At 60.3% G+C, this 17,989-nt stretch carries 13 protein-coding genes, 1 tRNA gene and 2 rRNA genes (1 of these 16 cut by a window edge); 13 read left to right on the top strand and 3 right to left on the bottom strand.

All coding sequences use genetic code 11. The features are described from left to right. The 4 genes from ACO06O_RS13610 to ACO06O_RS13595 form a co-directional block, all read left to right on the top strand. A 23S ribosomal RNA gene (locus ACO06O_RS13610) occupies positions 1-1,766 on the top strand (it extends 973 nt beyond the left edge of the window). Between the two features lie 171 nt (positions 1,767-1,937). Continuing rightward, positions 1,938-2,053 (top strand): 5S ribosomal RNA (gene rrf / locus ACO06O_RS13605). 40 nt (positions 2,054-2,093) lie between these two features. Then, positions 2,094-2,170, top strand: a tRNA-Met gene (locus tag ACO06O_RS13600). A gap of 261 nt (positions 2,171-2,431) precedes the next feature. Next, on the top strand, positions 2,432-4,060 hold the full coding sequence (locus ACO06O_RS13595) for a GMC family oxidoreductase (RefSeq protein ID WP_421880671.1): 1,629 nt from the start codon (positions 2,432-2,434) through the stop codon (positions 4,058-4,060). Here the strand turns inward: ACO06O_RS13595 and ACO06O_RS13590 are convergent. Continuing rightward, positions 4,057-4,968, bottom strand: coding sequence for a LysR substrate-binding domain-containing protein (locus ACO06O_RS13590; protein ID WP_421880668.1), 912 nt, complete (start codon positions 4,966-4,968; stop codon positions 4,057-4,059). The two genes, ACO06O_RS13595 and ACO06O_RS13590, sit on opposite strands and share 4 nt — an antisense overlap. A 147-nt stretch (positions 4,969-5,115) precedes the next feature. Here ACO06O_RS13590 and ACO06O_RS13585 point away from each other — a divergent pair, with 147 nt between their 5' ends. From ACO06O_RS13585 to ACO06O_RS13555, 7 genes are all read left to right on the top strand, one after another. Beyond that, positions 5,116-6,222 carry a mandelate racemase/muconate lactonizing enzyme family protein gene (locus ACO06O_RS13585; protein ID WP_421880666.1) on the top strand — a complete coding sequence of 369 codons (1,107 nt, stop codon included), beginning with the start codon at positions 5,116-5,118 and terminating at the stop codon, positions 6,220-6,222. Further along, positions 6,219-7,742, top strand: coding sequence for an aldehyde dehydrogenase family protein (locus ACO06O_RS13580; RefSeq protein WP_421880663.1), 1,524 nt, complete (start codon positions 6,219-6,221; stop codon positions 7,740-7,742). Before ACO06O_RS13585 ends, ACO06O_RS13580 begins: the two co-directional genes overlap by 4 nt. Position 7,743: 1 nt before the next feature. Then, entirely contained in the window at positions 7,744-8,850 is a 1,107-nt protein-coding gene (locus tag ACO06O_RS13575) for an ABC transporter ATP-binding protein (protein WP_421880660.1), read from the top strand. A gap of 34 nt (positions 8,851-8,884) precedes the next feature. Further along, positions 8,885-10,243 carry an ABC transporter substrate-binding protein gene (locus ACO06O_RS13570; protein ID WP_421880656.1) on the top strand — a complete coding sequence of 453 codons (1,359 nt, stop codon included), beginning with the start codon at positions 8,885-8,887 and terminating at the stop codon, positions 10,241-10,243. A 94-nt stretch (positions 10,244-10,337) separates the two neighbouring features. After that, on the top strand, positions 10,338-11,201 hold the full coding sequence (locus ACO06O_RS13565) for a carbohydrate ABC transporter permease (RefSeq protein WP_420418450.1): 864 nt from the start codon (positions 10,338-10,340) through the stop codon (positions 11,199-11,201). Between the two features lie 5 nt (positions 11,202-11,206). Continuing rightward, positions 11,207-12,031: a carbohydrate ABC transporter permease gene (locus ACO06O_RS13560; RefSeq protein WP_420418449.1), complete on the top strand. Its 825-nt coding sequence runs from the start codon at positions 11,207-11,209 to the stop codon at positions 12,029-12,031. Next, on the top strand, positions 12,028-14,187 hold the full coding sequence (locus ACO06O_RS13555) for a N,N-dimethylformamidase beta subunit family domain-containing protein (RefSeq protein ID WP_421880653.1): 2,160 nt from the start codon (positions 12,028-12,030) through the stop codon (positions 14,185-14,187). The genes ACO06O_RS13560 and ACO06O_RS13555 overlap by 4 nt, the downstream gene beginning before the upstream one ends. A 133-nt stretch (positions 14,188-14,320) precedes the next feature. On the opposite strand, the gene ACO06O_RS13550 is transcribed toward ACO06O_RS13555, so the two are convergent. Together ACO06O_RS13550 and ACO06O_RS13545 are read right to left on the bottom strand one after the other, a co-directional pair. After that, on the bottom strand, positions 14,321-14,635 hold the full coding sequence (locus ACO06O_RS13550; RefSeq protein WP_421880650.1) for a YciI family protein: 315 nt from the start codon (positions 14,633-14,635) through the stop codon (positions 14,321-14,323). Positions 14,636-14,656: 21 nt separating this feature from the next. Further along, positions 14,657-15,343, bottom strand: coding sequence for an IclR family transcriptional regulator (locus tag ACO06O_RS13545; protein WP_421880647.1), 687 nt, complete (start codon positions 15,341-15,343; stop codon positions 14,657-14,659). Between the two features lie 313 nt (positions 15,344-15,656). Here ACO06O_RS13545 and ACO06O_RS13540 point away from each other — a divergent pair, with 313 nt between their 5' ends. Beyond that, positions 15,657-16,499, top strand: coding sequence for a citryl-CoA lyase (locus ACO06O_RS13540; protein ID WP_421880645.1), 843 nt, complete (start codon positions 15,657-15,659; stop codon positions 16,497-16,499). Continuing rightward, positions 16,492-17,985, top strand: coding sequence for an aldehyde dehydrogenase (locus ACO06O_RS13535; protein WP_421880642.1), 1,494 nt, complete (start codon positions 16,492-16,494; stop codon positions 17,983-17,985). Before ACO06O_RS13540 ends, ACO06O_RS13535 begins: the two co-directional genes overlap by 8 nt. Positions 17,986-17,989: the final 4 nt, after the last annotated feature.

Here is a 17,989-nt window from a genome sequence, read left to right as displayed (position 1 = left end):
CAGCTAAGGTCCCCAAGTTACGGCTAAGTGGGAAAGGATGTGAGGAGGCCAAGACAACCAGGACGTTGGCTTAGAAGCAGCCATCGTTTAAAGAAAGCGTAATAGCTCACTGGTCTAAATAAGCCGCCTTGCGCCGAAGATGTACCGGGGCTCAAGCCGTACACCGAAGCTGCGGACTCCTTAATGGAGTGGTAGCGGAGCGTTCCGTAGGTCTGTGAAGGGATACCCGCGAGGGGTCCTGGAGATATCGGAAGTGCGAATGCTGACATGAGTAGCGATAAAGAGTGTGAGAAACACTCTCGCCGAAATCCCAAGGGTTCCTGCGCAAGGCTAATCCGCGCAGGGTGAGCCGGCCCCTAAGGCGAGGCCGAAAGGCGTAGTCGATGGGAACCAGGTTAATATTCCTGGGCCTCTCGGGAGTTGACGGATCGCGGCAATTGTTCGTCCTTATCGGATTGGGCGGGCGATGAAGCGGTCCCTGGAAATAGCCCCGAGAATAGACCGTACCCGAAACCGACACAGGTGGGATGGTAGAGTATACCAAGGCGCTTGAGAGAACCGCGTTGAAGGAACTCGGCAAAATACCCCCGTAACTTCGGGATAAGGGGGCCCTTGCATTGGGCAACCAGTGTGAGGGGGCACGGAAACGAGGGTGGCGACTGTTTACTAAAAACACAGGGCTCTGCGAAGTGGCTAACACGACGTATAGGGTCTGACGCCTGCCCGGTGCCGGAAGGTTAAGAGGAGATGTGAGAGCGTCGAATTGAAGCCCCGGTAAACGGCGGCCGTAACTATAACGGTCCTAAGGTAGCGAAATTCCTTGTCGGGTAAGTTCCGACCTGCACGAATGGCGTAACGACTGCCCTACTGTCTCCAACGCGGACTCAGCGAAATTGAACTCTCCGTGAAGATGCGGAGTTCCCGCGGTCAGACGGAAAGACCCCGTGAACCTTTACTATAGCTTCGCAGTGGCAACAGGACCGTCATGTGTAGGATAGGTGGGAGACGTTGAAACCAGGACGCCAGTCTTGGTGGAGTCATCCTTGAAATACCACCCTTGACGCTCTTGTTGTCTAACCGCGGCCCGTGAAACCGGGCCCGGGACCCTGCGTGGTGGGTAGTTTGACTGGGGCGGTCGCCTCCCAAAGAGTAACGGAGGCGCGCGAAGGTGAGCTCAGAGCGGTCGGAAATCGCTCGACGAGTGCAAGGGCATAAGCTCGCTTGACTGCGACATCGACGGATGGAGCAGAGACGAAAGTCGGTCCTAGTGATCCGGTGGTCCCGCGTGGAAGGGCCATCGCTCAACGGATAAAAGGTACTCCGGGGATAACAGGCTGATACCCCCCAAGAGTCCACATCGACGGGGGTGTTTGGCACCTCGATGTCGGCTCATCTCATCCTGGGGCTGGAGCAGGTCCCAAGGGTATGGCTGTTCGCCATTTAAAGAGGTACGTGAGCTGGGTTTAGAACGTCGTGAGACAGTTCGGTCCCTATCTGCCGTGGGTGTTCGAGACTTGAGAGGATCTGTCCCTAGTACGAGAGGACCGGGATGGACATACCTCTGGTGGAGCGGTTGTCACGCCAGTGGCACTGCCGCGTAGCTATGTATGGACGGGATAACCGCTGAAGGCATCTAAGCGGGAAACCCCCCTCAAAACCAGGTCTCGCCTGAGAGCCGTAGTAGACCACTACGTCGATAGGCCGGGTGTGGAAGCGCAGTAATGCGTGAAGCTTACCGGTACTAATTGCTCGAATGGCTTCCATCTCCCCTTCGCATGACGGTAAATCCCAAACAGGATCTACCCAAACGCTTAGGCGAGTGGGCACCAAACCAAATAGACAATCTCGCGAGAGACGCCGTCCAATCCATCGGATCCGGCTATCACGCAAAACATATCCCAACAGCTTCAATACTTCCTCTTGGTTCCCATCGACGACTTGGTGGCCATAGCGGAGGGCCCAGCACCCGATCCCATCCCGAACTCGGCCGTGAAACCCTCCTGCGCCAATGGTACTTCGGCTTAAGCCGCGGGAGAGTAGGTCGCCGCCAAGTCTTCCATGGGAACCAACACCATGCCAATACCCAACCCCAACGCGGGGTGGAGCAGCCCGGTAGCTCGTCAGGCTCATAACCTGAAGGTCGCAGGTTCAAATCCTGCCCCCGCAACCAAGCATCACCATATATTAGCCCCGTTCCTCCGAGCGGGGCTAAACGCGTTTTTGGCGAATAAGAGCGCTAGTGCACCCCAAAGACAGATGCGCGTCACACCGGCCTTCCAACAGCGGTAGCGCATTGGATACGAGAAACGAACCGACCGTTTTGGCCAGTTTCAGTTTGGCCTTACACCCATTTTAGTTCGTTTGTCTTTAGTGTTAAACAATTGGAGAGTGCCCCTTTCTCAGGCTTTCGCTCCTGGCGAGGGGATAGTTCATGGAAGCGGATTACATTGTTGTCGGTGCCGGATCCGCAGGTTGCGTATTGGCGGAACGGTTGAGTTCCGATCGGCAGAGCCGGGTCCTGGTCGTCGAAGCCGGCGGTGATGATACTTCCTTTTGGATTTCGACCCCGATCGGCTATGGGAAACTGTTCTTCGACAGGAGTGTGAACTGGGCCTATCGAACCGAGGCCGATCCCGGCGTCAATGGTCAGACCGCCTACTGGCCACGCGGCAAGGTGCTGGGCGGGTCCAGTTCGATCAATGCAATGGTCTGCATCCGTGGTCGGGCAGAGGATTATGAGGATTGGGTCCTGGCGACCAAGTCGAAGGAATGGGGCGCAGTCGCCATGGCCAGGGCCTTCCGATCCATTGACGATTGCGCCGAAGGTGAATCGGAATGGCGCGGTCAGGGCGGCGCCCTGCCGATAAGAAGCATGGCACGCGACGCCCATGCCTTGTCACGACGGTTCATCCAGGCCTGCGCCAAAATCGGCATTCCGCCCAATCCGGACTTCAATGGCGAACGGCAGGAAGGTGCCGGATTCTACCAGATCAACACCAGGCAGGGTAAAAGGGTGTCCGCTGCGACGGCCTTTCTCCGGCCGGCGATGCAACGACCGAATGTCACTGTCCTGAAGAAGGCGCTTGTCCAGGCGTTGCTGTTTGAAGGGCCCCGTTGCACGGGTGTGGTCATCGACCGGGACGGGCGCGAAGAACGCTACGTCGCGCGGCGGGAGGTCATTCTTGCCGCCGGCGCCATCGAGACGCCCAAACTGCTGCAGCTATCCGGGATTGGCGATGCGGACCAAAGCCGCGCATTTGGGATTCCTGTCCGAGTAGACAACCGGCATGTCGGCGCAAATCTGCAGGACCATTTCGGTCTGAACTATTTTTATCGTTCACGGCTACCCACTCTTAACCAAGAATTGTCCCCCTGGCACCGGCGTATTTGGAGCGGTATTCGATATCTCGCCACGCGGGGCGGGCCTTTGGCCATGTCGGTCAATCAGGCCGGCGCCTTCTTCCGCAGTTCCGCGCAACGGCCGTTGCCGAACATGCAATTGTATCTGCAACTGATTACGACGCTGGAGGCTCAGTCCGATCAGCGGCCGCTTCTGGCACCGGACCCTTACCCCGCCTTCGCGCTTGGCCTATCCAATGTGCGGCCGAAGAGCCGGGGGCGAATCATGCTGGCGGGGGCGGATCCGCGTGCGGCGCCAAAGATCTACCCCAACACCTATTCCGACGATGCGGATATGGAGGAGATGCTGGAGGCCGTGAAACTGCTCAGACGACTGGCAGATACGGCCCCATTGTCTGAAATCGTCGAACGGGAAGTACTGCCTGGTTCTTCGGTTCGGTCCGATTCCGAACTGGTTGCCGATATCCGCGCGCGGTCCCGAACGGTGTTTCATCCATGCGGCACCTGCGCCATGGGGGCCGATCCGGACAGCAGCGTTCTGACGCCCGATCTTCGGGTGCGCGGCGTCGACGGATTGCGGGTCGCGGACGCATCCGCCTTTCCGAATATCGTCAGCGGTAACCTCAATCTTCCGGTCATGATGTTTGCGGTGCGGGCCGCCGATATCATCCTTTCCGACCGAAACAAGGGTCGGGCCTAACCCTTTCGTTTCGTCTTCTCAATCTGACCCTCAAGCCACGTTTCGAAGATCAGCGCCTCCGGCTTCGCCGCCCGCTGCGTTTGCGGCGTGATAAGGTAGTGCGCTTCCTGAATCGGCAGGTCGAAGTCGAAGGGGGTCGAGATCGGCAAGGCCTTCTGCGCTTCGCGGACATGCGATCTGAGTACGATCGCCGCACCGGCGCCATAGGCCACCAAAGTTAGGGCAGCCAAGGAATTGTCCACCCGCACGGATCGGTTGACGGACGGCGCCTCAAGTCCGAGTTCGGCAAATGCTTTCGTCCAATGATCCTCATAGCCGACGACATGGATCAGCGGGCTTTCCTTGATTGCCGCACTGAGTGCCCCGGCATCGCCGCCGCATTTCTCGACCACGTCCCGCTGAACGACGACGACGGACTTGTCTTCCATCAGAAGCTTAGCCGAATAGCCGGGCCAGGTCCCGGGCCCGAACCGGATATCGAGATCGGTCGAATCATCCACCTTTGCGTCGAGCCAGACTAGGGAATAGAGCTGCACCGGTATCTGCGGATACTGAGCCTGAAAATCCGCCATGCGTGGGGCCAGGAAAAGCGAGACGAAGGACAAGGGTGCGCTGACGGTCAGGGGCGTGCCGCTGCTGAGGCCGAACAGTTTCATCGTGGTCGCCGACAACCGGTCCAGCGAATCCCGAACCCCCGGAAGATAAGCCGCACCCATCCCGGTCAATCGGACGCCGCGTGCCTGCCGTTCGAACAGGGCGTGCCCAATCTGCTGTTCCAGCGATCGGATCTGATGACTGATGGCCGTCGACGTCAGGTTCAGTTCCCGTGCGGCGGCGGCGAAACTGTTGTGGCGGGCACTGGCTTCGAATGCCCGGATCCAGTTCAAGGGCGGTAGGCGATAGGTCATGGCGAAGGCCCAATTTTTGTTATGCCTTAGAGGCATAAAACTTCACTTGTTTTGGCCAATCAAGTGGTAAATCCTTCTCCTCAAGAATGAACACCGCTCCAGCGTCCGACCAGTCGGGCAGTAAGGGGCACGGTTTGGGGAGTAGTTATGAAGATCCATCGGTTGGAAACGTTCTGTAACCGGTATGTCGGATTCCTGCGGGTCACCGATGAGGCCGGCAATGCAGGCTGGGGTCAGTTCTCGACCTACCATTCCGACATTACCGCGACGGTCTTCCACCGGCAGGTCGCCCCCTACGCCCTGGGGCGAGACACCGACGAGCTGGAACAATTGGTCGCCCTGATCCCCGAGAAGGAGCACAAATTCCCGGGGTCCTATCTGCAGCGTGCGATCGGCGGTCTGGATACCGCGATCTGGGACCTGCGGGGCCGGGTTGCGGGCGTGCCTGTTGCCGTATTGTTGGGCGGCACCGCCGGCCCGATCCGGGCTTATGCGTCTTCGATGCGCCGAGACATTTCGCCGGAACAGGAGGCGGAACGCTTCAGCCGGCTGCGCGACGAACACGGCTTCGATGCATTCAAGTTCCGGGTCGCCAATGAATGCGGCCACGATGTCGATGTCTATCCGGGACGCAGCGAAGCGATGGCGCCGACCATCCGCAAGGCTCTGGGCCCCGATGTTTCGCTTCTTGCGGACGGCAACAGCGGCCTTTCGCCGGCCCGCGCGATCGAACTGGGCCGCCAGCTTCAGGACAATGGCGTCGAGCACTTCGAAGAGCCCTGTCCCTATTGGGAGTTGGAGCAGACCCGTCAGGTTACCGAAGCGCTCGATCTGGACGTCACCGGCGGCGAGCAGGATTGCGAGTTCGTGGTTTGGAAGGAGATCATCGGACGCCGCATCGTGAATGTGGCTCAGCCCGATATCCTCTATCTCGGGGGCATCTGTCGTACTCTCCAGGTTTGCAAGATGGCGGAACAGGCGGGAATGCCGATTACGCCGCATGCCGCCAATCTGGGTCTTGTGACGCTGTTCACCATGCATCTTCTCCGCGCCATTCCGAATGCCGGGAAGTATTTGGAATTCTCGATCGAGGATGCCGGCTTTTACCCATGGCAATACGGCGTTCTGCGGAACGACCCGTACCGCATCGATGGGGGAATGGCGCGCGTCAGCGATGCGCCGGGCTGGGGGTTCGAAGTGGACCCGGAATGGCTGGCACGATCGGAATATGCCGTGAGTGAGGTGGCGGCATGACCATGTCGGCCGAAGCGCTAGCCGCAGATTATCTTGCGACCGGGACGGTTGCGGGAACTCCGTCGGGGCATTTCATCGACGGTCGTGAGCAGGATTCCTTGAGCGGGGAGAAGATGGACATCTTCGATCCGGGCTTGGGTCGGCCCTTTGCGGCCGTTGCCGCTGGTGACAGGGCGGATGCCGAACTTGCCGTTGCCTCCTCGGTAAAGGCATTCCCGGCCTGGCGACGGCTCGCCCCGGCGGAGCGGGGCCGCATTCTGAACCGCATGGCGGCGCTGATCCGGGAAAACGCCGATCAACTGGCCATGCTCGAAACGCTCGATGTCGGCAAGACGCTGGCGGAGTCCCGCGGCAATGCGCATAGCGCGGCGCGAACCTTCGAATACTATGCCGGGGTCTGCGACAAGCTGCAGGGCGACAGTCTGCCGGTCGGGTTTGGCCAGATCGGACTGACCTTGCTGGAGCCGGTCGGTGTGGTCGCGCAGATCATCCCCTGGAACTTTCCGATGACGACCTTCGCGCGCGGTATTGCCCCGGCCCTTGCCGCCGGCTGCTGTGTCGTCGCCAAGCCGGCCGAAACAACACCCCATACGGCGATTCTGCTGGCGCGACTGCTGTCGGATGCGGGACTTCCCCCCGGCGTGTGTAATGTCGTGCTGGGGGAAGGGGCGTCGGTCGGTGCCACGCTGTCCGCGCATCCTGATGTGGCGCATGTCACCTTTACAGGGTCGACGAAAACCGGCGTCCGAGTAATGCAGGCCGCCGCCGAACATTTCGCCAGCGTGACCATGGAACTGGGCGGCAAATCGCCGGTGATTGCTCTGGCCGATTGCGACATCGAGGCAGCGGCCCAGGGGGCGGCGGGTGCCATCTTTGAAAACGCCGGCCAAATCTGTTCCGCCGGATCGCGGCTGGTGGTGGATCGGGCCATCCATAGAAAACTTGTCGACCGCGTGGTCGAGATCGCGGGCGAAATTACGGTCGGTCACGGGCTGCGTGGAAACAAGATGGGGGCGATCAATTCCCGTCGGCAACTGGACACGATCCTGGGTTTTACGGACCGTGCCCGACGGGACGGCCGGGCGGTTCTGTGCGGCGGCAAGCAGCTTCAGGATGCCGATGGCGGTGAAGGGTGGTTCGTCGGACCGACGGTAATTGACGACCTGTCCGATGATGATCCCTGCATTCAGGAGGAGATCTTCGGCCCTGTCCTGTCGGTTCAGGTTGTCGATGGGCCGGAGGAGGCCCTGCGCGCCGCCAATGCAACCCGATATGGACTGATGGCCGGCATCTATACCGCAAACATATCCTCGGCCCTCGCAATCGCACGGGATCTCGAGAGCGGCTCTGTCACGATCAACGATTACTGGGGCGGCGGTGTCGAAGTGCCTTTCGGCGGGGTCGGCCATTCGGGGTTCGGCCGCGAGAAGGGCCTCGTCGCGGTGCAGGCCTATTGCCGCGTGAAGAGCGTCGTCGCGCAGGTGCCGACGACCCTATCCCAAGAAACACGGAACAATTGATATGGCGTCTATCGAGATTCAGAACGTAACCAAGCGGTTTGGCGAACTGACGGTCGTCGATGATGTCAGCATGACCATCCAGGACGGCGAGTTGATGGTCTTTGTCGGACCGTCCGGCTGCGGCAAGTCGACGACGCTTCGGATGGTGGCCGGTCTGGAAACGACAACCTCCGGGACGATCAAGATTGGCGACCGGGATGTCACGCGTCTGGACCCCAAGGACAGGAACATCGCCATGGTGTTCCAGAACTATGCGCTTTACGCCCATAAGAGCGTCTACGGCAATCTGGCCTTCGGGCTCAAGATGCGGGGGACGCCGAAACAGGATGTGGACAAGCGTGTCCGCGAAGCGGCGTCGATCCTTGGCATCGAAGACCTGCTGCAACGGAAGCCGAAGCAGCTTTCCGGCGGTCAGCGCCAGCGCGTTGCCCTGGGCCGGGCTCTGGTCCGGAACCCGGACGCCTTTCTGCTGGATGAACCGCTCAGCAACCTGGATGCCAAGCTGCGGGTGAGGATGCGCGAGGAAATCGGCGGTCTGCATTCCCGCATCGGCACCAGCATGATCTATGTCACCCACGACCAGGTGGAGGCGATGACTCTCGGCAGTCGGATTGCCGTCATGAAAGACGGCAAGCTGCAGCAGATCGGCGCCCCGCTGGAAGTCTATGACAACCCAGCCAACAGTTTCGTCGGTAGCTTCATCGGGTCGCCGGAAATGAACCAGATCCAGGCCAACATCGTTATTGGCACTGGCGGCGCGACGCTAACCGGCGACGGATTCGCGATCTCGCTATCCGACGAGCAAGCCGCCGGGCTCTCGCCGGGGGCCGTGACGCTGGGACTTCGGCCCGAACATCTGACCGTCCTGCCGGAGCCGTCCGATGATGCGGCAGAGTTCCGCCTTCGGGTCGACCTGGTCGAACCGATGGGTGCGCAAACCCTACTGCTTTGCCGGGAAGGGGCAACGGCGCTGAGGGTGCTGATTACCCGGAACGACAGCATTGTCCGGGGCGATCACGTTGCGCTGCGGCTGGGTCAGGGACGGTATCACCTATTCGACTCCTCGTCCGGGCGGACGCTGAAGTCGATCGACGCCAAGGACATCTGAACAACAACCCTTGGGCACATGGAGGAGGAAGACAATGGTGAAGAAGTATCCGATGAAAGGTCCGTTTCACGCCACCGATAAGGGGCTGTCGAGGCGTTCGGTCCTCAAGGCCGCGGGCGCGGCGGCAGCGGCGGCGCCCTTTGCGCTATCCGCCCCGAACGTCCTGGCGGCCGACAAGACGGTCCGGTTCCTGAATGCGGAGCCGAGTGTGGACAGCGTGCGGGCAATGCGCTTTGCCGCCGCGCAATATGAGAAGGAAACGGGCATACGCGTCCAGATGGACAGCGTTCCCGGCGGCAAAGCCTTCGAGAAGTTGCAGGCCTCGATCCAATCCGGGCGACCCTATGACATCGCGACTCTGAGTTTTGTCGGCGACGTTCTTCTGTTGGCGAACGAAAAGAAAATCGTGCCGCTGAACCAGGTCATCTCGAAATACGATTGGGGCCCGCGAATCCTGTTCCCGATGCAGGGCGACAATTACTGGTATCCGTACGACTACAACCTGTGCTGGGTGAACTACCGCAAGGACCTTTACGCCGCCAAGTCACTGCAGGAGCCCAAGGACTGGGATTCCATGCAAGGCAATCTGGCCGCCCTGACCGGCGATGGCGAGAACCAGCTGCGGCACGGGATCGTTCACCCGATCGGCAGCAATGGTGCGGCCAATTATACGGCGTTCGGGTATATGTGGGCCAATGGCGTCGAGCTGTTCGACGACAATTGGAATGTCGTGCTCGACTCCCCGGAAATCCTGCCTAAGGCGGCGGAGTATCTCGATTTCATGGCGGACATGACGCAATACATGCCGCCGTCGCCGATGCAGGCCGGATGGGCCAATCTGGTCGGTGATTTCCAAGGCGGAATCATTTCGCACACGCCGGGTACCGGGCGACTGATCGACCAGATGAACCTGACCATGCCGGACCAGGCACAGCAGGTCTCGTCCTTCCTGTTCCCGTCGAAAGACGGTCAGAAATTTGCCGTGAACCACGGCTATGACGGATGGGTCGTGCTCGATACGGCGATGACGGACGAGGCGTTGAAGTTCCTCGAATGGTTCTCCGACGAACATCTGATCAATTTCCTTCATTCCTCGCCGGTTCATTACCAGCCGACGCGCCTGGACATTTACGAGGACCCGCGTTGGCAGTCGCATCCGGCGTTCGAAACCTTTGGCGACATTCTGGCGATGCAGAAACGCGTGCTGGAGGACCCGAACGTCATCATCCGGTCGATCGACACCGAAGGGCCGGAACCCGACGTCCGGGCGGGCAAGGTATTCCGTTCCTACGCGCTGCCGGAAATGCTGCAGGACCGTATTCTGAACGGCACCTCGGCGACCGAGAGCGTGAAGGCCGCCGCCGAAAAAATCCGGAAGGTGATTGCCACGTAAGGTCGGGAAGACGGCCGGGGGAGTTTTCCTCCGGCCGTCGCCTACCAGGGGCCGGTAGTGGCCGCTGATTGAACCAGAACGGGATATCGTGCGGATGCCCAGCGATCGAATAATCTACATCATCTTTTTCCTGGCCCTTGGGCTGACCGGCGTTCTGGTCCTGTATCCGGCCTATTACGCGCTGGAACTGAGTTTCCAGCACCGGGAATCGCTGATTTCAGAGCCGGAATGGGTGTGGTTCGACAATTATGCCCGGGTGATGGCTCTGCCTGAATTCTGGGCGGCCCTGGGCCGCGGCGTGACCTTTGCCGGGTTGACGATTTTCCTGCAGATCGTGCTGGGGATCGGTTTTGCGCTGCTGCTGGCGCGCGAGTTTCCCGGCATGCCGGTCATTCGCGGGATCGCTGTCCTGCCCTATCTGCTGCCGACGGTCGTGGTTTCGCTGACCTTCCGCTGGATGCTGGACGGGTCCGTCGGCATTTTCAGCAAGGGGGCGCAACTGCTGGGCTACGATTATCTACCCTGGGGCGACGACCCCTATCTGGCGATGATCACGGTCATTCTGATCAGCGTTTGGATTTGGACACCTTTCGTTACCCTGACCTGTCTGGCCGGGCTGCAATCGATCCCTGAAGACATCTATGAAGCGGCCCGCATCGATGGTGCCGGCCCCTGGCAACGGTTCTGGCACATCACGTTGCCGCAGCTACGCTCGGTGCTGCTGGTCGTCCTGCTGCTGCGCGCGATCTGGATGTTCAACAAGTTCGATATCGTCTGGCTGATGACACAAGGCGGGCCGCAACAGGCGACAGAGACGCTGCCGATCTATTCCTACCGACAGGCGTTCGAAATGTATGACGTGGGGGCCGGTGCGGCGGTTTCGGCGATTTCCTTCGCGATCCTGTCGGTGCTGATCTTGATCTACTTCCGTCTGTTCCCTCTGGACCAGAAGGATTGAGGGCGATGCGAGACAAATTTCCCAAACTCGGTTACGGGACGCTTCTGGGGCTGACCATCCTCTATTCGGTTTTTCCGATCTATTGGATGATCAATACGAGCTTCCGCGACGCGTCGACGATTTACACAGATGTCGAGTTCTTCCCGTCCAACTTCACCTTGGAAAACTTCTCCGTTCTCCTCGAACTGACGGACTATCCGACATGGTTTGCCAATTCGGTCATTGTCGCCTTGGGGACGGTGGCGGTTACCATCGTCCTGTCCGTCCTGATCGCCTATGCGGTCACGCGGCTGCGGTTCCCCGGCAAGACGCTGGTCATCGGCACGATGCTCTATGCCTATATGTTTCCGCCCCTTTTGTTGGCGATTCCGCTGGCCACGCTTTTTGTTGAGATCGGACTGTCGGACACGCTGATCTCGCTTGTGATCTCTCACACGACGCTGGCCCTGCCGCTGGGTGTCTGGCTGCTTTGGGGGTTCTTCAAACAGATTCCCTATGATGTGGAAGAGGCCGCGATGGTGGACGGGTGCTCGCGTCTGCGCGCCTTTCTTCTGGTCGTCCTGCCGCTGACCCTGCCCGGCATCGTGACGGTGGCGATCTTCGCATTCTTGTTGTCCTGGACCGATTACGTCTTTGCACTGGTTATGGTCGGCAGCGACCTGAACAAGACACTGCCGGTCGGGCTCGACACGATGGTCGGCCTGTACGAGCTACGCTGGGGCGAACTGATGGCGGGGTCTACGCTGATCGCGCTGCCGCTATTCGTCATGTTCACTTTCTTGAGCCGCTTCTTCATTCGCGGTCTGGCAGCGGGGGCGGTCAAGGGATGATCCCGATCATTGGGTATGCCAACGACCTCGGCGCACGCCCGGGTGAGGCACTGGGATTCAAGGTCAGTTCGGCATTGGCTGAACCCTACGAGGTCCAATTGGTTCGCATCATTTCCGCAGATCCGAACCCGGACGGCCCCGGAGTCCGGCACATGGAAATCGATGCCGCCTGCAATGGCCGTTATCCTTCACGGTTCCAGGATTTCGTCCCCGGCTCCTACGCCACGGCCCCGTTGCCGGCGGGCACCGATCTGAGCAGGATCGAACTGGACGCTGCGGTAATGCCGATGCTGGCCGATCGGGACCGCCAGACCGTGCTTGCGGTTGGAGATCCGGCATGCGGCTTCGCGTTGGAACTTTCCGTCGACCGGGGTGGGTTGGGACTGACCTTGCGGACGGGCTCAGGGGAGGAACGGCTGGCGGTACCCGGACCGATGCGTACCAGGCGTTGGTATCGGGTGCGAGCACAGGTCGATCTTGGCGCCGGCCGGGCGGAGTTGTCCTTCGAGCCTTTGAAACAGGGCGAGGGATCCGGCCATGCCACGGCGCATTTCAAGGACAGTGCCAAGCTAACCGCGTCGGCAGAAGCGGGGATACGCATCGCCGCCGGCAATGTGGGCGGCAGACCGCGACGCCATTTCAACGGACGGATCGAGGCGCCAAGGATCGCCTTCGGTGAAGACGGGACGGCCGGCGGGATATCTTTGGCCTGGGATTTCTCGCAGGGCATCGACAGCGACAGGATCGTGGATGTCGGCGGCACCGCATCGCATGGGCGCCTGATTAACATGCCGACGCGCGGTGTGACCGGGACCGATTGGACCGGCCGCGAGATGTGCTGGCGTCACGCGCCGCAGGACTATGCAGCAATCCACTTTCACGAGGATGATTGCCACGATTGCGGTTGGGAAGACGATTTCGTTTTCGACATTCCGAAGGATTTCCGAAGCGGAAACTATGCGATGCGGCTTCGTTGCGGGACGGATGAGGATTTTATCCCGTTCTTCGTCGCCGCGCCGCTCGGCCGGCCGCAATCGCGGATTTGCGTCGTCATCCCGACCTTCACCTATGTGATGTACGGTGATAACGGGCGCTATGATTACGGCCCGGCCATCGAACAGCGAATGGCCGATTGGGGGGCTTACCCGTACAACCCCGACAAATACCGCCAGTTTGGACAATCCAGCTACAATCTGCATCCTGACGGTACCGGGATTTGCCTGTGCTCCTGGCGGCGGCCGTTGCTGAATCTGCGGTCGGGTTATCTGACCCTGCTGGCGCCGGGCTGCGGCTCCGGCCTGCGCCATTATCAGGCGGACAGTCACCTGTGGGCCTGGCTGGAGGCCAAAGGGTTCGAATTCGACGTCGTCACCGACCATCAATTGCACCAGGACGGGCCGGATGCGCTGAAACCCTATCGGACGGTCCTGACCTGTACCCATCCCGAATATCACACCGAGAACAGCCTCGACGCCTTCCAGGGCTATGTCGATGGCGGCGGACGCCTATGCTATCTGGGAGGCAACGGCTTCTATTGGCGTATCGCGGTGTCCGAGAGCATTCCCGGCATCGCCGAGGTTCGGCGCACCGAAGGGGGAATCCGGACCTGGGCGGCGGAGCCAGGCGAATATTATCATGCCTTGGACGGACAATATGGCGGCCTTTGGCGGCGGATCGGCCGGCCGCCGCAGGCCCTGACGGGCGTCGGGTTTTCGGCACAGGGTACCTTTCTGGGCTCCCATTATCGCCGCCTGGAAGCGTCATATGACCCGGAGATCCGCTGGATCTTCGAAGGCGTGGAGGGAGAAATCTTCGGCGATGAGGGACTGTCCGGATCCGGTGCCGCGGGCTATGAGCTGGATCGTTACGACGTTGCCCTGGGATCGCCGGAGAACGCGAGCGTCATCGCTCGGTCTGAAAATCATGCGCCCACCTATATCGTGACACCGGAGGAAATACTGACCCATGTCAGCACGACCTCCGGGATGGGCCAGGACCAAATGATCCATGCGGATATGATCTACTGCGACACCCCGTCGGGCGGTGCGATGTTCTCGGTCGGATCCATCACCTTTTGCGGCAGCCTGCCGGTGAACGACTTCGAGAATTCGACTTCGCGCCTACTAGAGAACATCGTAAGACGCTTCGTAACTTAGGGTCATTGGGCCTGGAATGGACCTGTCCACAAGAAGCGATCCAATCTTTGCCTATGGGACGGGCGGTGTGCCGGATTCATGACGGCGCTCGCCCGTTCGATCTGCCTGCGGCCCTAGGCCTAGAGCGACCTCTTCAAAACAGAACCCCGTTTCGGAGCGTGTCTGCGATCATACGTGGTTCGAAGGCCGTAATGGTTGCTTCAGCCAATCCGTCACGGCGAAACGGGTCGGATTCGACGATTGCCTCCAGATCCACCTTGCTGGCTGCCTTCGCCAATATGACGCCGCCGGTGCGCGGGGATTTCGGGCCCGACATCAGGAACCTTCCGGCATCGTACTGTCTATTGAGAAACGCGACATGCTCCGCCAGGGCACGATCAATCTCCTCCAGCGGAGCGGTGTAGGTCAGGTCGACGACGAAGAGCAGATCGGCATTCTCGGAAGACATTCCGTACTCCTTTCACAGGGATTATCTCCCGCCCTCCTTGAGAAGGAATAGGCGGTTCGCGGATTTGAGAAGTTCGTGACGTGCCGCCATGCGGGCCTCGGGCCCAAATCTGGCGATTGGGCCGGATATCGCTAGGCTGCCCCGCAGCATGCCGTCCGCCATGAAGACTGGGGCGGCGACAGCGGCGACGTGCGGGGACCGTTCCCCCACTGTCTCTATAGTGTCGTCCAGGGTCAGTTTCTGACTCCTACGGACACCTGGGTCCGCATAACGGTTCAGAACGTGGGCGGCCGCACCACGATCCAAGGGCAGGCGGGTTCCTTCATCGATGTGATAGCGCAGCAATTCCTTAGAGTTTTCCCGGTATAGGCAGACCCGCTCATTGTCCTCCCGGACATAATAGCTTGCGGTTTCCCCCGTAGCGGCGACGAGACTGCGGAGTTCGGGCCGAATCAGTTCTCCCAGATCGTAGGAACGACGATACAGGGAGCCTAGGCGCCAGAGACTCGGGCCCAGTTTGAACAATCCCCGCTCGTTGCGGGTCAAATACCCATAGCGCTCCAGCGAGGCTGCCAATCGCAGCAAGGTGCTCTTGTAGAGACCAGTCTCCCGAGACAGGTCCGCCAGCGACATCATCTGCCGCTCCGCACTGAACGCCTCGAGTATCGACAGAGCGCGTTCGACCGCCTCAACTCTTTGTTCCGTCATTCCAGATGTTCCATCTAACAGAATATAATCTTGATTCAGCCATGCGGCGGAACCGAATGTCAATACTGACATGCTGTGTGAGGGGTGTGTAAAATCCGTAAGTATCAGTAAATCATGTGAAATATCTATATACATTCAGTAGGTTATGAGCTTGGGGTTCTGGTTCTACCCAAAATGAGTGTTCTGTTAGATAGAACAAGTGCGAATTAAGTTTGACGGTTTCGATGAGGTGGCACTAGCGTTTTGAACGACGGCAGTCACCCATACCGGCCGGAAATCACGGGCCACGGAAGCGCAGACGAGAAGGGAAATCATGTCCGGCAAGGAAACAGATGCGGCGGCCTGGTGGCGGACCTCCATCATAGACATGGAGCCGGGCACAATCCGGATCCGCGGGCTGCCCATCCAAGGCCTGATCGGGGAACTTTCGTTCTGCGAGATGATATGGCTGATGACCCGGGGCACGCGTCCCACGGAAAGCCAGGCGCGCCTTCTGGAAGTTGCGATGGTTGCCGCCGTCGATCACGGGCCTCAGGCGCCTTCGATCGCGACGGCGCGTATGGCTGTGACCTGTGGTCTGGGACTGAACGGTGCCTTGGCGTCGGCGGTCAATCTGCTGGACGACGTGCATGGCGGTGCCGGCGAACAGGCCGTGGAACTGTACCAACGTGTCGCGTCAGAGATCGAGACCGGTGTATCCGCGACGCAGGCCGCGCCCCGTGTTGTTGCGTCCTGGAGAGCCGAGCGCTCTCGCCACATCCCCGGTTACGGTCACCGGTTTCACCGACCGGTGGACCCGCGCGCGCCGCGCATTCTCGAGCTAGTTCGAAAGGCGGCCGGCGAGGGAGTCGTTTCCGGCAAATATGCCGATATCGCGGAGGCGGTAGGCGATGCGGTGGAGGTCGAGATCGGACGGCGCTTGGCACTGAATATCGACGGTGCGACCGCGGTCGTTTACGCCGAACTTGGATTCCCGCCGCCACTGGCACGCGGATTGTTCTGCCTGTCTCGCTCGGTCGGCATCGTCGCCCATGCCTGGGAGCAGATCGGGCGCCAGGAAAGAAACAAGGGGCCGACGCCGCCGCATTATCGATGGCTCTATGACGGCCCGAATCCAATTCCGAAGAATTCAGAAACTGGAGTTCGATGTGAGTAACGAGACGATGGTGAAGTACGGGCTGTATATCGACGGCGAGATGGTCGCGCCGAGCACGGGGAAGTGGTTCGATACCACGGAACCGTTTTCCGGCACCGTCTGGGCCCGCATCGCGAAGGGCGCGGCCGAGGATGCGGATCGGGCTGTGGAAAGTGCCGATGCCGCCTTTCGGGCGCCCGAGTGGCGTGCACTGACCGCAACACAGCGCGGAGCCTTGCTGCGGCGTCTCGGCGATCTTGTGCGCGAGAACGCGGATTTCCTGGGCGCGGTTGAGCAGCGGGACAATGGCAAGCTGATCACGGAAGTGCGCGGGCAGGTTCTGAACGTCGCCGAATGGTTCTATTACTATGCCGGTCTTGCCGACAAGGTTGGCGGCCATGTGGTCCCGATCAACAAGCCCGGGGTTTTCAACTATGTAAAATACGAACCGCTGGGCGTTGTTGCGGCCATCACGCCTTGGAATTCGCCTCTGGCGCTCACGGCCTGGAAGCTCGCGCCGGCATTGGCCGCCGGAAACACCGTTGTTGTCAAACCGTCGGAATACACGTCGGCATCCCTGATCGAACTGGCAAAGCTCGCCACCCAGGCCGGTCTTCCGCCGGGCGTTTTCAACGTGGTCACCGGACCCGGTACGGAAGTCGGGTCGGCGCTGGTCGCCCATCCGAAAACCGCGAAGATCGCCTTTACGGGCGGTGACGCCGGCGGTCGGGCGGTCAGTCTGGCAGCCGCAGCCGATTTCAAGCCGGTGACCCTGGAGCTTGGCGGCAAATCGCCCAACATCGTTTTCGAAGATGCAGATCTCGACCAGGCTGTGCTGGGCGTGGTTTCGGGCATCTTCGGCGCCGCCGGTCAGACCTGCATGGCAGGATCCCGACTTCTGGTCCAGTCGTCGATCCATGACGAGGTTGTGGATCGTCTGATCGGGATCGTGAAATCGGCCAGGATCGGCGACCCGTCCAATCCGGAGACCCAGATCGGACCGATCGCGACCCGCGCCCAATGGCAAAGGATCTTAGACTATATCGAAATCGCGAAATCCGAAGGCGCACGGTGCGTTGCCGGCGGCCATGCGCTGTCCGGGCCAGGGCACGGCGCCGGACAGTTCATCGCGCCGACCATCCTGACCGGTGTTCGCAATGACATGCGGATTGCGCAGGAAGAGGTCTTCGGTCCCGTCCTGGCCGTCATTCCCTTCGATACCGAAGACGATGCCATCGCGATTGCCAACGATGTCCGGTTCGGCTTGGCGGCCGGCGTTTGGACGCGGGATCTGGCCCGGGCTCTGGACTGCGTGGACCGTATTCAGGCCGGAACCGTATGGGTGAACAACTATCGTTCCACCAGTTTCACAACTCCGTTCGGCGGCATGAAACATAGCGGCCTGGGGCGCGAAGGCGGCGTCGACGCGATCAAGGCCTATCTGCAGGAAAAAAGCGTCTGGATGACGCCGAATCCTAGCCGCGCCAACCCCTTTGTTCTGGGGTGAACGC

This window comes from Pacificispira sp., assembly GCF_965228185.1.
Classification (GTDB): Bacteria; Pseudomonadota; Alphaproteobacteria; order UBA8366; family Aestuariispiraceae; genus Pacificispira.
Note: the sequence above shows the minus strand (reverse complement) of the source record. Positions and strands in the feature narration are given on the sequence as shown.